Raw genomic sequence first — 14,196 nt, 5'->3', positions numbered from 1 at the left:
GAGCTTGAAATGCCGACACGTCGCGCTTTCATCGCAGGCACGGCTGCCGCCTTTGCGGTCAGCAAACCCAATATCGGCCGCGGGGCCGACAAGAACGTGATCAAGTTCGTGCCGCAGGGCGATCTTGCCGTCGTCGATCCGATCTGGACGACGGCGACCGTCACCCGCAATCACGCCTTCCTCGCCTATGACACGCTGTTCGGGCAGGACGAGAGCTACAAGGCGCAGCCGCAGATGGCTGAGGGCGCGCTCGCCGAGGCCGATGGCAAGAGCTGGACGATCAAGCTGCGCGAAGGCCTCACATTCCATGACGGCACGCCGGTGCTGGCCAGGGATTGCGTCGCCAGCCTGAACCGCTGGGGCAAGCGCGATGCGTTCGGGCAGACGCTGATGGCGCAGACCGATGAGCTCGCCGCTGTCGACGACAGGACCCTGCGCTTCCGCCTGAAGAAGCCGTTTCCGCTGCTGCCCGACGCGCTCGCCAAGATGACGGCCTCGGTGCCGGTGATCATGCCGGAGCGCCTGGCCAGGACCGAGGCGACGACGCAGATCACCGAGGTGATCGGCAGCGGGCCGTTCCGCTTCGTTGCGAGCGAGCGCCAGCCCGGCAACCGGTCGGTTTATGAGAAGTTCGCGGGCTATGTCCCGCGCAGCGACGGCAAGCCGGGTCGTACCGCCGGGCCGAAGATCGTCCATGTCGAGCGGATCGAATGGCACACCCTGCCGGACCCGGCGACCGCGGCGGCGGCGCTGCAGAGCGGCGAGATCGACTGGGTCGAGCAGCCCTTGCCGGACATCCTGCCGCTACTGGCCAAGGACCCGAAGCTCGAGGTCGCGATCAAGGAGACGACCGGCTCGATCGCGATCATGCGGATGAACCATCTGCATCCGCCCTTCGACAATCCGGCGATCCGCCGCGCCGTGCTGATGGCGATCGACCAGGCCGAGTTCATGGAGGCGGTGGGCGGCCCCGACAAGACGCTGTGGCGCACCGGCGTCGGCCTGTTCCCGCCGGGCACCCCGATGGCGAACGATGCCGGCATGGAGGTGCTGAACGGGCCGCGCGACATCGCCAAGGTCAAGCAGGCGCTGGCGGCGGCCGGCTACAAGGGCGAGAAGGTCGTGCTGCTCGGCGTCACCGATCTCGCCAATCTCAAGGCCGAATGCGAGGTTGGCGCCGAGATGCTGAAGCGCATCGGTATGAATGTCGACTATCAGGTGATGGACTGGGGTGCGGTCGTGACGCGCCGGGCCAACAAGGAGCCGCCCGGCAATGGCGGCTGGAACTGCTTCTTCACCGGCTGGAACGGCATCGACATCCTCGATCCGGTCGGCCACATCTCACTGCGCGGCAATGGCATGGCCGCCTGGCCGGGCTGGCCGGTGGCGCCGAAGATCGAAGCGCTGCGCGAGGCCTGGATGGAGGCGACAGACCTTGCTGGGAAGCAGAAAATCGCGGCCGAACTCCAGAAGCAGGCCTTCGAGGACGTGCCCTACGCGCCGCTCGGCCAGTATTTTCAGCCGACGGCGTTCAGCCGCAAGCTGGAAGGCGTGCTGCCGAGCTTCCCGACCTTCTGGAACGTCAAGCGCGTCTAGCGATCGCGGCCCTCGCGACGAGGCCGCCGAGCAGCAGGCAACCTGCCCTCAGCCAGGCGGCCAGCGCCTGGCGGCCGAGTTCCGGTGTGAGCTGGGCCGCCGGCGGCGGCAGGCCGAGCGAGCGCAGGAGCTGGTCGGCGAGGAGGGCGAGCGCGAGGACCGCGACGAAGCCGGCCAGCGCTGCCATGAGGCTGCGCAGCCGATACAAGGCCGGCACTATGGCAATGGTGGGGGCGGCGGGCGGGCGCATCGTCTGGTCCTCGGCGGGTCTGCTGCGAGGACGGGCGAGGATCGGCGTTGCCGACATCGCTTCGAAAATTTTCTAAAGCGCTCTCCGCAGGGCAGCTAGGCGCGTTTCGACATGGACAATGCCGGCGAATTGGCCAATGTCCTGTTATCGCCACGCTTTCCTGCGAAAAACCTCCCCATCATGACCATTCACGATCCCGCCGTCCCCGCGCTCTCCGTCTGGGTTGCGCTGGAGAGCCCCACCCATCACGTGCCCGGCGTCAACGGCATGATGGATCTCGTCGCCAAGGAGGTCGAAGGCCTGCCGATCGCCGTCGAGCGCATCCCCGGCCGCGACGGGCTCGGCGACAACCTGATCCTGCGCGCCGGCGTCCGGAACGGCGAGAAGGCGATCGCACTGATGTCGCATCTCGACACGGTCCACCCTGTCGGCACCAGCGCCAAGGACCTGCCGGTGCGCGTGGAGGGCGACCGGCTCTACGGTCCTGGCGTCTACGACATGAAGGGCGGCGCCTGGCTGGCGCTGCAGGCCTTCAAGGACGCCGCGAAATCCGGCTCGGTGCAGCGCCCGCTGGTCTTCCTGTTCACGCCGGACGAGGAGATCGGCTCGCCGACCTCGCGGGAGCTGATCGAGGCGGTCGGCCGCGAGGCGATGGCGGTGCTGGTGACCGAGCCGGCACGCGAGGGCGGCAAGATCGTCACGGCGCGCAAGGGCGTCGGCCGTTTCGAGGTCAAGCTGGAAGGGCGCCCGGCCCATTCCGGTTCGCGCCATGCCGATGGCCGCAACGCCATCCGCGAGGCGGCCCACCAGATTCTCGCGATCGAAGGCATGACGGACTATTCGCGCGGCATCACCACGACGGTGGCGCTGGTCGGTGGCGGCACGGCGGCGAACGTCATCCCGCAGCACGCCTGGTTCAGCGTCGATTGCCGCGTCACCACGGTGGCTGACGGCAAAGTCATGGAAGAGCGCATCCTCGGGCTGAAGGCGCATGACCCGGACGTGAAGCTCAGCATCACCGGCGGCATGAACCGGCCGCCCTATGAGAAGTCGGCGGAGGTCGCGGCGCTCTACGAACAGGCGCGGGCGGTGGCGGCGAAGGTCGGCTTCGACCTTCAGGACTGCCCGATGACTGGCGGTGGCTCTGACGGCAATTTCACCGCAGCGCTCGGCATCCCGACGCTGGACGGGCTCGGCATCGACGGTGACGGCGCCCATACCTTGCAGGAATACGCTCTGATCTCCTCGATCGCGCCCCGCCGGGCGCTGATCAAGGGGCTGCTCGAGACGCTGTGAGTTTCTCGTCATGGTCGGGCTTGTCCCGACCATCCACGTCTTCGTTCGTCGAGGACGGAGTTCAAGACGTGGATGCTCGCCACAAGGGTGAGCATGACGGAGTGCAACCCCCTTCCGTTAGCCGGACAAATCCGCTCTGATCTCCCTCAAGGCCGAGAACCCGGCCGGAGCGGAGGAGTGCGGCATGAAGGGCTGGATCGCGGGTGCGCTCGCTGTTGCAGGCATGATGGTGACGGGAATGGCGCAGGCGCAGGGTCTGATCGTCGAGAAGAAGGTCTTCGAGCTGCCGAGCTACACCACGCAAGGCGGGCGCACGCTGAAGAACGTCAAGGTCGGCTGGGAGAGCTACGGCACGCTCAACGCCGACAAATCCAACGCGATCCTGATCTGCCATTTCTTCTCGGGCAATTCGCACGCCGCCGGCAAATATGCGGCCGCCGATGCGGCGCCCGGCTACTGGGACGCGATCATCGGCCCGGGCAAGGCGATCGACACCAACAAGTATTTCGTCATCGCCTCCGACACGCTGGTGAACCTCAACACCGGCGACCCCAAGACCACCACCACCGGACCGGCCTCGATCGATCCCGATACCGGCAAGCCCTACGCGCTCGATTTCCCGGTCGTGACCATCGGCGATTTCGTCAATGTCCAGAAGGCTCTGGTCGAGAGCCTCGGCATCAGGAAACTCGTCATGGTCGCCGGTCCCTCGATGGGCGCGCTGCAGACCTATGAATGGGCGGCGAGCTATCCCGACATGGTCGGCAAGGCGATGGCCGTGATCGGCGCAGCCGAGGCCGATGCGCAGCTGATCGCCTGGCTCGACGTTTGGGCGGCGCCGATCCTGATCGATCCGAACTGGAACAAGGGCGACTATTACGGCAAGACGCCGCCCAATGCCGGCCTCGCCAAGGCGCTGACAGTCGTCACCCTGCAGGCCAATCATGGCGACTGGACCAACGGCACCTTCGGCCGCCGCCCGGCCAAGGAGGGCGAGGACCCGGCCAAGGCGCTCGCCAACAAGTTCCAGGTCCAGAGCATTCTGGACAATGCCGGCGAGGCGCGCGCCAAGGTCTCGGACGCCAACCACTTCCTCTACCTGGTCAAGGCCAACCAGCTCTACGCCGCCGGCGGCAAGTCGCTCGCCGATGCGATGAGCCGGATCAAGGCGCCGCTGCTGATCATCAGCCAGCCGAAGGACCTGGTCTTCCCGGACGAGATGATCCAGCGCACCGTCGCCGAGGCGAAGAAGGCCGGGCGCGGCGTCAGCCATGCCACCATCCAGGGCACGCGGGGCCATCTCGACGGCGTGATCTCGATGAAGCAGGCGGAAGGAACTGTGAAGGCTTTCTTGGAGAAGTGAGGCCGACCGCTTGACCGGGCCTGTCGTCACACTGCGCGAGATCACGGCCGAGACCGTGCGGGCGATCTGCGAGCTCGAGCCGCATCAGGCGCAGAGCGGCTTCGTCGCGCCCAATGCGGTCTCGATTGCGCAGGCCCATTTCAATCCGGCTGCAGTGTTTCGGGCGATCTATGCCGACGAGGAGCCGGTCGGCTTCATCATGTGGCGGCCCGAGGACGACGGCGCGAACTGCTTCCTCTGGCGCTTCATGATCGATCGTCGCCACCAGGGCAAAGGCTATGGGCGCGAAGCGATCGCGCTCTGGCTGAAGGGCCTGCCCGCGCTTGGGTACAGGATCGCCAGGCTGAGCTATGTGCCCGGCGCGGCCGGGCCGCATAGCTTCTATCGGGCGCAAGGGTTCAAGGATACGGGCGAACAGCGTGCCAATAGCGAGCGGGTCATGGAGCGGCTGCTGTAGAGGCAGACAGTCCGCTACCCCGCGAACCTGTCGCGATAGGCCTGCGGGCTGGCGCCGAGCCGGCGCAGGAAGGCGCGGCGCAGTGTTTCCTCCGAGCCGAATCCGCAGCGGCGGCCGGCCTGGGCGACGGAGAGGCCTTGTTCGAGCAGGCGGCGCGCCGTCTCGATCCTGATCTCCTCGACGGCGCGGGCCGGCGTGCGGCCGGTCGCCTGGCGATAATGCCGGGCGAAGCTGCGCAGGCTCATATTGGCCTCTCCGGCCAGCCGCTCCAGCGAGAGATCGCCGCGCAGGTTCTCGACGATCCAGCCATGCAGCCGGTCGAAGCGCTCGTCCTTCTCCTGCAGGGTGAGCGCGGCGCTGAACTGGGCCTGGCCGCCGGGGCGCTTGAGGAAGACGACGAGCTGGCGGGCGATGGCGAGGGCCGGCTCGCGGCCGAGATCGGTCTCGACCAAAGCGAGGGCAAGATCGATCCCGGCGGTGACGCCGGCCGAGGTCCAGACCTCGCCGTCGCGGACATAGATCGGGTCGGGCTCGAGCCGCACCGCCGGGAACATCGCGCGGAATTCGGCGCAGCGGCCCCAATGCGTCACCGCGCGCTTGCCGTCGAGGAGCCCCGCCGACGCCAGCAGGAAGGCACCGCTGCATACGGAAGCAACACGCTGCGCCGCCGCGGCGCGCTGCCGGACCCAGTCGACCAGCGCCCCATCGCGACAGGCGGCGTTGACGCCGTAGCCGCCGGCGACGACCAGCGTGTGGAGCGGCGTGGCCGGCTCAGGAAGCGGCACCGTGCCGAGTTCGAGCCTTGCGCTGGTGACGACGCGGTCTTCCGCGGCGACGACCGCGGTCTGATAGGGCAGGGGCCGGCCGGCAAGATGAGCCAGATCGTTTGCGGTGGCGAAGACCTGCAAGGGCCCGGCGATGTCGAGCAACTGTCCGCCGGCGAAGGTCAGGATCTCGATGCGGCGCATGTTTGGCATGAAGCGAGGGGTGCTTGGCAGTTCGGCCAGAGCTTTGCGCGCTAGGCTTGGATCGTCAATCAGGAGAACCGCGCCATGTCCCTCAGCTTCGGCATTCTTGTCTTTCCGCAGGTCCAGCAGCTCGACCTCACCGGCCCCTATGAGGTCTTCGCCTCGGCGAGGGATGCGCAGGTGCATCTGATCTGGAAGGATACGGCGCCGCTGAAAGCCGCGACCGGGCTGACGCTGACGCCGACCACGACCTTCGCCGAGTGCCCGCCGCTCGATGTGCTCTGTGTGCCGGGCGGGGCCGGGGTCAACCCGTTGCTGCAGGACGAGGGGGTCCTCGCTTTCCTGCGCGAGCGGGCGGGGCAGGTGCGCTATCTCACCTCGGTCTGCACGGGATCACTGGTGCTGGGGATGGCCGGTCTGCTGAAGGGCAAGCGCGCGACCAGCCACTGGAACGCGCATGACCTGCTGGCGCGGTTCGGCGCGATTCCGACGGAAGGACGCGTCGTGCGCGACGGCAATCTGATCACCGCCGGCGGCGTCACCTCCGGCATCGATTTCGGGCTGACGGTGATCGCCGAACTGCTCGGCGAGGAGGAGGCGCAACTGATCCAGCTCTCGCTCGAATATGCGCCGCAGCCGCCCTTCCGGGCGGGCACGCCGCAGGAGGCGCCGGAGGCGATACTGGCTGCGGCAAGGCAGCGCCTTGCCGGCTCGCGCGCGGCGCGCGAAAAGCTGCTGGCGGCGCTCTAGCCGCCAGGGCAGGAGCCGCAGCATGGCCGAGGAACGCAGCATTCTCCTGTTCTCCTACGGCACGCTGCAGCAGGAGAATGTCCAGCTGTCGTCGTTCGGACGTCTGCTCGACGGCCATGACGACGCCATGCCGGGCTTTTCCCAGACCATGCTGGAGATCACCGATCCCGAGGTGATCCGGACCAGTGGAAAGCGCTTCCACCCAGTGGTGGCGCCGAGCGATGATCCCAGCGACAGCGTGCCCGGCAAGGTGTTCAGCATCAGCGCCGAGGAGCTCGCGGCCGCTGACCGCTACGAGGTCGCCGACTACAAGCGGATCAGCGTCAAGCTCGCCTCCGGCAAGGAGGCGTGGGTCTACGTCAAGGCGTGAAGCCGCTGCGGCGCTTCGGCTGATGGACAGGGACCAGGCACGTCGTTATCGACGGTGCGGGGGAGCCTGTCCTTGAACGCAGCCAAGTCTATCAGAGCGAGATCCTGGGTCGCGATCATCGCGGCCTATGTGCTCGTGCTGCAGGGACTGTTCGGCGCGGTCGTCTCCGGGCAGAGCCTTGCACCGGCGCTGCTCGATCGCGCTACGCATCTCACACTGTGCGCGCCCGGCTCCGAGAGCGTCCCGCTGCCGGGCGAGGAGCCTGCCCCGCATCTGCCGGCCTGCTGCCTGCTCGGCTGCGCCTGGATCGGCGCCGCCTATGCCCCACCCGACCGGCTCGCACTCCTCGAAGATGTCGAGCCCGGCGCCACGATCGTCGGCTTCGACGACCTGACCGGGCGACCGCTACCGGGACAGGAACGGCTCGCCGCCCGCCCGAGAGGGCCTCCCGTCCGGACCTGACGCCGCAGCGGCCTTCGGGCCGCTTTCCGTGCAATGACCGAATGTCCCGCCAGCTCAGCGCGCCGGCGGCATCTCGGCAGGTCCATTTCGGGAAATCCAGCCATGACCGCTCACGCGGATATAACTACGCGCGCCGATGCCGGCCGCGCCTTTTTCGTATCGTCCGAACTCAAGGCCTTCATCGCAAGGCTGCACTTCTATGCCGGGCTGTTCGTCGGCCCGTTCATCCTGATCGCGGCGCTGACCGGCACGCTCTATGTGCTGACGCCGCAGATCGAGAGCCTGATCTATCGCGAGCAATTGACGGCAACGACGACGGGCGAGCCCGCCTCGCTCGCCGCCCAGGCCGAGGCTGCCCGCAAGCATATCGGCGACGGGCCGCGCTTCTTCGCCATCCGCCCCGCGCCAGCCGCAGGCCGGACCACGCGCGTGATGTTCGCTCAAGCTGGCCTCGGCGAGTCCGAGAGCCGGGCGATCTTCGTCGATTCGGTCTCGCTGGCGATCAAGGGCGATCTCGTCGTCTATGGCACCAGCGGGATCCTGCCGTTCCGGACGCAGCTCGATTATCTTCACCGCAATCTGCTGCTCGGCGAGTTCGGCCGCAATTACAGTGAGCTTGCTGCGTCCTGGCTCTGGGCGGTAGTGCTCGGCGGGGTGCTGATGTGGTTCTGGCGACGCAACCCCAAGGCCGCCGAGCGGGCGCGCGCCAATCCGGCGTTGCGGGACCGGCGTTGGCACGGGCTGATCGGGCTGACGCTTTCGCTCGGCCTCGTCTTCCTGTCGGTCACCGGACTGACCTGGTCGAAATACGCCGGCGACCGGATCGATGCGTTGCGGGCCAATCTCGGCTGGGTCACGCCCTCGGTCTCGCTCAAGCTCGGCGCCGCGCCTGCCGTGAATGAGCATGCCCATCATGGCGACCATGGTCAGACGGTGGGAGCAGCGGCCCCTGGTAGCGTCCAGCAGCTCGACGCCGTGCTCGGCGCTGCGAAGTCGGCCGGGATCGATTCCCCGCATGTCGAGATACGCCCGCCCCGGGCTGAGGGCCAGGGCTGGCTGGTGCGGGAATACGACCGGAGCTGGCCGACGCAGGTCGACACGATCGCGCTCGATCCGCGCAACCTCTCGGTGGTCAGCCGCGCCGATTTCGAGACCTTCCCGCTGATCGCCAAGCTGATCCGCTGGGGCATCGACGCCCATATGGGCATCCTGTTCGGCTGGCCGAACCAATTGCTGATGGCGGGGCTCGGCCTCGCGCTCGTCGTGACGACATTGCTCGGCTACCGGATCTGGTGGCGCCAGCGGCCGGCCCCGGGCTCGCTACCGCGCACGCTGGTCCAGGCTTGGCTGCGGCTTGGCTGGGCGGGCGGGGCAATTGCGGCCGTCGTTGCCGCGGGCTTGGGCTGGGCGCTGCCGCTGGTCGGCATGAGCCTCGTGGCCTTCCTGCTCGTCGATATCGCCCGCTGGCGGCTGGCGCGAACGGCCTGAGCCCAGGCTCGATCCGGGGCGGCTCAGCCGCTCCGGATCACCGCCCTGATGCCGTCGATGACGAACTGCACCGCCAGCGCGGCGAGGATGACGCCGAGCAGGCGGGTCAGCACGACATTGCCGGTGACGCCGAGCAGGCGCGCGATCGGCACCGCCAGGAAGAAAACGACGAGGCAGGAGAGGATCACCAGCCCGCAGATCGCCGCGAGCGAGGACAGCATGGCGATGTCGCCGTTGGCGCGGCCGGCGAGCAGCATCATCGCGGTCAGGGCGCCGGGGCCGGCCATCAGCGGGATCGCCAGCGGGAAGGCGGCGACGTTGCGGATATGGTCCTTGGTGATGGCGGTGTCGGCCGTCGCCTGCTTGCGGTCGTTGCGGCGCTCGAACACCATTTCGAACGAGATCCAGAACAGCAGCAAGCCGCCGGCGATGCGGAAGGCCGGCAGCGAGACGCCGAGCGCCTTCAGCACGATGTCTCCCGCGAGGCCGAAGAAGGCCATGATGCAGAAGGCGATGATGCAGGCGCGGACCGCGACCTGCCGCCGCTCGCTCGCCGACATGCCGCGCGTCAGCGACAGGAAGATCGGCGCCAGCCCGGGCGGGTCGAGGGTCACCAGCAGCGTGACGAGGGCGGAGGAGAGATATTCGGCGAACATGTCTCGCTCCGAGCTTATTGCGCTGCTCTTGCCGCGCCCTTGCCGTGTCGGCGGGCGCCTGATTCCATCGTAGAGCCCAACGCGTCGCGATGGAAACCCGGGTTTGCACCGCTGGCGGGGGTTGTCCAGCCCGATAAGAGCGAATGGTCGCTGAGGCAGCCCGTTCCTCGTCCAGCCTCCCAGCTGTCAGTTGCGCTACGCACCGGGATTCGCCAGCATCCGACCCGCGCGGCCGCGGGCCGCCAAGCCGGAGTATCGAGATGGACCATGCCTTGTCCCGCCGCCAGCTCGCCGCCGCCCTTGCAGCGGCTCCGCTGATCGCCATTGCCGGCCGGGCGCAGGCGCAGGCCTATCCCGGCAAGCCGATCCGCTTCATCGTGCCCTATGTCGCCGGTGGTACCACCGATCTGGTCGCCCGTGTCGTCGGCGAGAAGGTAGGCGCGCGCCTCGGCCAGCCGGTCGTGATCGAGAGCCGGCCCGGCGCCGGCGGCAATATCGGCATGGACGCGGTCGCGAAGGCGGCGCCCGACGGCTACACCATCGGCTTCGGTGCGATCTCGACCAATGCGCTCAATCCGCACATCTACAAGAGCGTCCCGTTCGACCCGCGCAAGGATTTCACCGCGATCAGCCTGCTCGGCACCTCGACGATCGTGCTCGAGGTCGGGCCGAAGCTGCCGGTGAAGACCGTCGCCGAATTCATTGCCCGAGCGAAGGCCGAGCCCGGCTTGCAGTACGGCACGGCCGGCAACGGCACCTCGATGCATCTGGCGGCGGTGCTGTTCGGGCAGATGACCGGCACGCAACTGACCCATGTCGCCTATCGCGGCAGCGCGCCCGGCATCAACGATCTCCTCGGCGGGCATCTCGGCGCAATGTTCGACAATCTCCCGGCCTCGCTGCCGCATATCCAGGCCGGCAAGCTCACCGCTCTGGCGGTCGCGAGCGCGACGCGCTCGCCGGCGCTGCCAGATGTGCCGACGATCGCGGAGGCCGGCTTGCCGGGCTATGCGGTCGAGCCCTGGTTCGGCGTCTACGGGCCGGGCGGCCTGCCGCCGGCGATCGTCGAGGCGCTCAACGCGGCCTTCGTCGAGGCCTTGGGAGCGCCGGAGGTCAAGGACAAGCTGTCCCAGGCCGGCTTCAACCCGAAGGCATCGAGTGCGGCAGAGCTCGCGGCGCTGACGGCATCCGAGTACGAGAAGTTCGGCAAGATCGCGCGCGAGGCCAAGATCACGATCGAATAGCCTGGCGACTTGGCGGCGCGGGAAGGGTGATGTTGGGAGGGCGCTGTGCGTCCTTCCAGTGTCAAACGTGGCGAGATTGCGGAAGAGGCGCGAAAGCGAATCAAAAACGTCCTTTAACCCGCTGCAATGAAACGGTTTTATTTTCTCTGAATAGAATCGCGTTTCGCTGGCTTCGCTCGCCGGAATCGGGTAGCCAGAGCGTTGAAAAACCAGCGGTAAACGGGACTTTTTCCCTTGAGCGAAGACAACGACGACAAGCGCGACGACGGCCCGCAGCCGGGCGGCGACATCAAGCCGATCGCGATCACCGACGAGATGAAGAAGAGCTATCTCGACTACGCCATGAGCGTGATCGTGAGCCGCGCTCTGCCTGACGTCCGCGACGGCCTCAAGCCCGTGCACCGGCGCATCCTGTTCTCGATGCACGAGAACAAGAACCTGCCCGACCGGCCTTATACGAAATGCGCCCGCATCGTCGGCGACACGATGGGTAAATACCACCCGCACGGCAATCTCGCGGTCTATGACGCGCTGGTGCGCATGGCGCAGGACTTCTCGCTGCGTCTGCCTTTGATCGACGGCCAGGGCAATTTCGGCTCGATGGACGGCGACAGCCCGGCGGCCGATCGCTACACCGAGGCGCGCCTCGACAAGGCGGCGATGCCGCTGCTCGAGGATCTCGACCTCGACACGGTCAACTTCCAGCCGAACTATGACGGCAAGGAACACGAGCCGACGGTCCTGCCGGCGCGTTATCCAAATCTTCTGGTCAACGGCGCCGGCGGCATCGCGGTCGGCATGGCGACCAATATCCCGCCGCACAATCTCGGCGAGGTGATCGACGCCTGTATCGCGCTGATCGACGATCCCGAGCTTTCGATCGACGACCTGATCGCGATCGTGCCCGGCCCGGATTTCCCGACCGGCGCCCAGATCATGGGCCGCAGCGGCATCCATTCGGCCTATCACACCGGCCGCGGCTCGATCGTGATGCGGGCCAAGACGCATATCGAGGAGCTGCGCAAGGAGCGCGAGGCGATCATCGTCACCGAGGTTCCCTATCAGGTGAACAAGGCCACCATGGTCGAAAAGATCGCCGATCTCGTCCGCGAGAAGCGGATCGAGGGCATCTCCGACCTGCGCGACGAATCGAACCGCGAAGGTGTGCGCGTCGTCATCGAGATCAAGCGCGACGCCGTCGCCGATGTGGTGCTGAACCAGCTCTACCGCTTTACCCCGCTGCAGACCTCGTTCGGCGCCAACATGGTGGCGCTGACCGGCGGGCGCCCGGAGGTGCTGAACCTCAAGGACTTCATCTCGGCCTTCGTCGAGTTCCGTGAGGAAGTGGTCTCGCGGCGCACGCGCTATCTGCTCAACAAGGCGCGCGAGCGCGCCCATGTCCTGTGCGGCCTTGCCACCGCCGTCGCCAATATCGACGAGGTCATCCGGCTGATCCGCACCGCGCCGACGCCGTCGGCCGCGCATGAAGCCTTGATGGCGCGCGACTGGCCGGCCGAGGACATCGCGCCGCTGATCGCGCTGGTCGACGATCCGCGCCATCCGATGAACGCCGACGGCACCTATCGGCTCTCCGATGCCCAGGCCAAGGCGATCCTTGAGTTGCGCCTGTCGCGCCTCACAGCTCTCGGCCGCGACGAGATCGGCGACGAGCTGGAAAAGCTTGCCAAGGAGATCGCCAACTATCTCGACATCCTGCGTTCGCGCGTGCGCATCCAGGAGATCGTCAAGACCGAGCTCCTGGAGGTGAAGACCGCCTTCGCCACGCCGCGCCGCACCGAGATCCACGATTGGGGCTCTGATCTAGACGACGAGGACCTGATCGCCCGCGAGGACATGGTCGTCACCGTCTCCCATGCCGGCTACATCAAGCGCGTGCCGCTCTCGACCTATCGCTCGCAGAAGCGCGGCGGCAAGGGTCGCTCGGGCATGTCGACCCGCGACGAGGATTTCGTCACCCGGCTCTTCGTCGCCGACACGCATACGCCGATCATTTTCTTCTCCTCGCTGGGCCAGGCCTACAAGGAGAAGGTCTGGCGGCTGCCGCTCTCGGCGCCGAATGCGCGCGGCAAGTTCCTCAACAACATGCTGCCGCTGGACAAGGACGAGCGCATCACCACCGTGATGCCGCTGCCGGAGGACGAGGAGAGCTGGAGCCGGCTCGACGTGATGTTCGCCACCAAGAGTGGCAATGTCCGGCGCAACAAGCTCTCCGACTTCGTCCAGGTCAATCGCAACGGCAAGATCGCGATGAAGCTCGACGAGGGTGATTCCATCGTCGACGTGCAGATCTGCTCCGAGCATGACGACGTGCTGCTGACCACCGCCGGCGGCCAGTGCATCCGTTTCGCCGTGCCGGAGGTGCGCGTCTTTAAGGGCCGCGACTCGACCGGCGTGCGCGGCATCAACCTCGCCGAGGGCGACGAGGTGATCTCGCTCGCGATCCTGCACCATCTCGACGCGACGCCGGATGAGCGCGCCGCCTATCTCAAGCGCGCCGCCGCCGCCCGCAAGGCACTGACCGGCGAGGGCGAGGAGGCCGGGGAGATGCCCGCGAACGGCGATGCCGAGGAGGCCGGCAGCGACATCGAGCTCGGTCAGGAGAAATACGCCGAGATGGGCGCTGCCGAGCAGTTCATCCTGACGATCTCGGAGAACGGCTACGGCAAGCGCTCGTCGTCCTTCGAGTACCGGGTCACCGGGCGCGGCGGCAAGGGCATCGTCGCCATGGTCGTCAACGAGCGCAACGGCAAGCTCGTCGCCTCCTTCCCGGCCGAGGAGAAGGAGCAGATCATGCTCGTCACCGATGGCGGGCAGGTGATCCGCGTGCCGGTCGATGCCGGCCCGAACAACCGCATCCGCATCGCCGGGCGCTCGACCCAGGGCGTCACCGTGTTCAATACGGCCGATGGCGAGAAGGTCGTCTCGGTCGAGCGGATCGGCGAGGAGTCCGAGGACGAGGGCGAGGCCGGCGAGGGCGAGGAAACGGCCGGGGAGGCGTGAGCCTCGCCGCTGTTGGCTCCAGCTCGGCAGCCGGCGTCAGGCTCGGGCTTGACCCGAGCATCTCAGGCTGGCGGAGGCTCCGGCTCGAGCATTTTCGAGCGAAGTGGGCACCGGTTCGCGTGAAGAAAATGCGATAAAACAAGAAGCTGGAGCATTTTCGCGACTCGGAGAAACGCGGACATGCTCTAGGGTCTAAACTCAACGGCCAGTTTGTGATTCAAGCAGGTCATGGGAGAGGTAAGTTCCATGAGCCGCTTGTTTTGGTTGAATGACGA

At 67.1% G+C, this 14,196-nt stretch carries 13 protein-coding genes; 10 read left to right on the top strand and 3 right to left on the bottom strand.

Going from position 1 to position 14,196, the window contains the following annotated elements:
• The first annotated feature begins 9 nt into the window (after positions 1 to 9).
• Positions 10 to 1,596 (top strand): ABC transporter substrate-binding protein, encoded by a 1,587-nt coding sequence (locus BMZ69_RS12305; RefSeq protein ID WP_092156933.1) that lies wholly within the window; start codon positions 10 to 12, stop codon positions 1,594 to 1,596.
• Here BMZ69_RS12305 and BMZ69_RS12300 read toward each other — a convergent pair.
• On the bottom strand, positions 1,583 to 1,846 hold the full coding sequence (locus BMZ69_RS12300) for a hypothetical protein (RefSeq protein ID WP_139219043.1): 264 nt from the start codon (positions 1,844 to 1,846) through the stop codon (positions 1,583 to 1,585). The genes BMZ69_RS12305 and BMZ69_RS12300 overlap by 14 nt on opposite strands.
• 180 nt (positions 1,847 to 2,026) lie before the next feature.
• Here BMZ69_RS12300 and BMZ69_RS12295 point away from each other — a divergent pair, with 180 nt between their 5' ends.
• The 3 genes from BMZ69_RS12295 (at position 2,027) to BMZ69_RS12285 (ending at position 4,962) form a co-directional block, all read left to right on the top strand.
• Complete coding sequence (locus BMZ69_RS12295) at positions 2,027 to 3,142, top strand: M20 family metallopeptidase (RefSeq protein WP_092157117.1); 1,116 nt, start codon at positions 2,027 to 2,029, stop codon at positions 3,140 to 3,142.
• A 184-nt stretch (positions 3,143 to 3,326) separates the two neighbouring features.
• Positions 3,327 to 4,505 carry an E22 family MetX-like putative esterase gene (locus tag BMZ69_RS12290; protein WP_092156931.1) on the top strand — a complete coding sequence of 393 codons (1,179 nt, stop codon included), beginning with the start codon at positions 3,327 to 3,329 and terminating at the stop codon, positions 4,503 to 4,505.
• A 10-nt stretch (positions 4,506 to 4,515) separates the two neighbouring features.
• Positions 4,516 to 4,962, top strand: coding sequence for a GNAT family N-acetyltransferase (locus BMZ69_RS12285; protein ID WP_092156930.1), 447 nt, complete (start codon positions 4,516 to 4,518; stop codon positions 4,960 to 4,962).
• Between the two features lie 14 nt (positions 4,963 to 4,976).
• Here the strand turns inward: BMZ69_RS12285 and BMZ69_RS12280 are convergent, their stop codons facing one another.
• Positions 4,977 to 5,930, bottom strand: coding sequence for a GlxA family transcriptional regulator (locus tag BMZ69_RS12280; RefSeq protein ID WP_092156929.1), 954 nt, complete (start codon positions 5,928 to 5,930; stop codon positions 4,977 to 4,979).
• An 84-nt stretch (positions 5,931 to 6,014) separates the two neighbouring features.
• Here BMZ69_RS12280 and BMZ69_RS12275 point away from each other — a divergent pair, with 84 nt between their 5' ends.
• The 4 genes from BMZ69_RS12275 to BMZ69_RS12260 all read left to right on the top strand — a co-directional run bounded on the left by BMZ69_RS12275 (position 6,015) and on the right by BMZ69_RS12260 (position 9,000).
• A complete protein-coding gene (locus BMZ69_RS12275; protein WP_092156928.1) occupies positions 6,015 to 6,680 on the top strand; it encodes a DJ-1/PfpI family protein in 666 nt (221 codons plus the stop codon).
• 22 nt (positions 6,681 to 6,702) lie between these two features.
• Positions 6,703 to 7,050 carry a gamma-glutamylcyclotransferase family protein gene (locus BMZ69_RS12270; protein ID WP_092156927.1) on the top strand — a complete coding sequence of 116 codons (348 nt, stop codon included), beginning with the start codon at positions 6,703 to 6,705 and terminating at the stop codon, positions 7,048 to 7,050.
• Between the two features lie 72 nt (positions 7,051 to 7,122).
• Entirely contained in the window at positions 7,123 to 7,512 is a 390-nt protein-coding gene (locus tag BMZ69_RS12265; RefSeq protein ID WP_092156926.1) for a hypothetical protein, read from the top strand.
• A 102-nt stretch (positions 7,513 to 7,614) separates the two neighbouring features.
• Positions 7,615 to 9,000, top strand: a complete 1,386-nt coding sequence (locus BMZ69_RS12260) for a PepSY-associated TM helix domain-containing protein (protein ID WP_092156925.1) — start codon at positions 7,615 to 7,617, stop codon at positions 8,998 to 9,000.
• A gap of 23 nt (positions 9,001 to 9,023) precedes the next feature.
• On the opposite strand, the gene BMZ69_RS12255 is transcribed toward BMZ69_RS12260, so the two are convergent.
• The gene (locus BMZ69_RS12255; RefSeq protein WP_092156924.1) at positions 9,024 to 9,656 is read right to left on the bottom strand and encodes a MarC family protein; all 633 of its coding nucleotides are present in this window, start codon (positions 9,654 to 9,656) and stop codon (positions 9,024 to 9,026) included.
• 260 nt (positions 9,657 to 9,916) lie between these two features.
• Here BMZ69_RS12255 and BMZ69_RS12250 point away from each other — a divergent pair, with 260 nt between their 5' ends.
• Both BMZ69_RS12250 and gyrA read left to right on the top strand, forming a co-directional pair.
• Positions 9,917 to 10,900: a Bug family tripartite tricarboxylate transporter substrate binding protein gene (locus BMZ69_RS12250; protein WP_092156923.1), complete on the top strand. Its 984-nt coding sequence runs from the start codon at positions 9,917 to 9,919 to the stop codon at positions 10,898 to 10,900.
• Positions 10,901 to 11,134: 234 nt separating this feature from the next.
• Entirely contained in the window at positions 11,135 to 13,921 is a 2,787-nt protein-coding gene (gene gyrA / locus BMZ69_RS12245) for a DNA gyrase subunit A (protein WP_280142087.1), read from the top strand.
• Positions 13,922 to 14,196: the final 275 nt, after the last annotated feature.

This window comes from Allobosea sp. CRIB-10 (assembly GCF_900112185.1).
GTDB lineage: Bacteria > Pseudomonadota > Alphaproteobacteria > Rhizobiales > Beijerinckiaceae > Allobosea.
Note: the sequence above shows the minus strand (reverse complement) of the source record. Positions and strands in the feature narration are given on the sequence as shown.

Coding starts and splice junctions, on each gene's coding strand:
- BMZ69_RS12300 (WP_139219043.1), bottom strand. CDS start 1,846: ATGCGCCCGCCCGCCGCCCCCACCATTGCCATAGTGCCGGCCTTGTAT.
- BMZ69_RS12260 (WP_092156925.1), top strand. CDS start 7,615: ATGACCGCTCACGCGGATATAACTACGCGCGCCGATGCCGGCCGCGCC.
- BMZ69_RS12295 (WP_092157117.1), top strand. CDS start 2,027: ATGACCATTCACGATCCCGCCGTCCCCGCGCTCTCCGTCTGGGTTGCG.
- BMZ69_RS12305 (WP_092156933.1), top strand. CDS start 10: ATGCCGACACGTCGCGCTTTCATCGCAGGCACGGCTGCCGCCTTTGCG.
- BMZ69_RS12275 (WP_092156928.1), top strand. CDS start 6,015: ATGTCCCTCAGCTTCGGCATTCTTGTCTTTCCGCAGGTCCAGCAGCTC.
- BMZ69_RS12270 (WP_092156927.1), top strand. CDS start 6,703: ATGGCCGAGGAACGCAGCATTCTCCTGTTCTCCTACGGCACGCTGCAG.
- BMZ69_RS12250 (WP_092156923.1), top strand. CDS start 9,917: ATGGACCATGCCTTGTCCCGCCGCCAGCTCGCCGCCGCCCTTGCAGCG.
- BMZ69_RS12255 (WP_092156924.1), bottom strand. CDS start 9,656: ATGTTCGCCGAATATCTCTCCTCCGCCCTCGTCACGCTGCTGGTGACC.
- BMZ69_RS12280 (WP_092156929.1), bottom strand. CDS start 5,930: ATGCGCCGCATCGAGATCCTGACCTTCGCCGGCGGACAGTTGCTCGAC.
- BMZ69_RS12290 (WP_092156931.1), top strand. CDS start 3,327: ATGAAGGGCTGGATCGCGGGTGCGCTCGCTGTTGCAGGCATGATGGTG.